This window comes from Streptomyces sp. AC627_RSS907 (genome assembly GCF_019049165.1).
Genome location: NZ_JAGMUE010001515.1, coordinates 1 through 652 on the forward strand (window position 1 = coordinate 1; position 652 = coordinate 652).

1 protein-coding gene is annotated in these 652 nt (G+C 75.5%); it reads right to left on the minus strand.

Translation table 11 applies throughout. From position 1 onward, the window contains the following. On the minus strand, nucleotides 1–652 hold a 652-nt coding region (locus KUM32_RS42760), incomplete at both ends, for an acyltransferase domain-containing protein (RefSeq protein ID WP_217146945.1).

Genomic DNA, 652 nt, shown 5'->3' on the forward strand with positions numbered 1-652 from the left:
CTCGATCTCCGCGCGGGACGCCAGGGCGGAGGCCAGATCGCCGTCACCGGTCGCGCCGGCCTGTGCCTGGCTCCACAACGCGACCACCTGGGCGGCTTCCTCCAGCGTGAGCGCCCCGGCGACATGGGCCGCGGCGATCTCGCCCAGGCTGGCGCCCACCACCGCGGCCGGCTCCAGGCCGCAGGCGCGCCACAGCTCGGCGAGCGAGACCATGACGGCGAACAGGACGGGCTGGACGACGTCGACGGCCCGCATCGCGGGGGCGCCGGGCGCCTCCCGCAGCACCTCGTGCAGGTCCCAGGGGACGTGCGGCTCCAGCGCGTCCGCGCAAGCGCGCATGTGCCGGCGGAAGACCTCGGAGGATTCCAGCAGGTCCAGGGCCATCCCCTGCCACTGGGGGCCCTGCCCGGGGAAGACGAAGACCGGGCGCCGGTCCGCCCCGCCCTCGGGCTCCTCGCCGCTGTCGGGGTCGGTGGCGCTGACGACCATGGCGTCGAAGGCGCCGTCGGCCACCGCGCGCAGTCCGCGCAGAGCTTCGGTGCGACTGGAGGCCAGCACGACGGCGCGCCGCGCGAGGGTGGTCCGGGTGCTGACCAACGACAGCCCGAGATCGGCGAGATCGAGTGCCGGGGAGTTCTCGACCAGCCGGTGC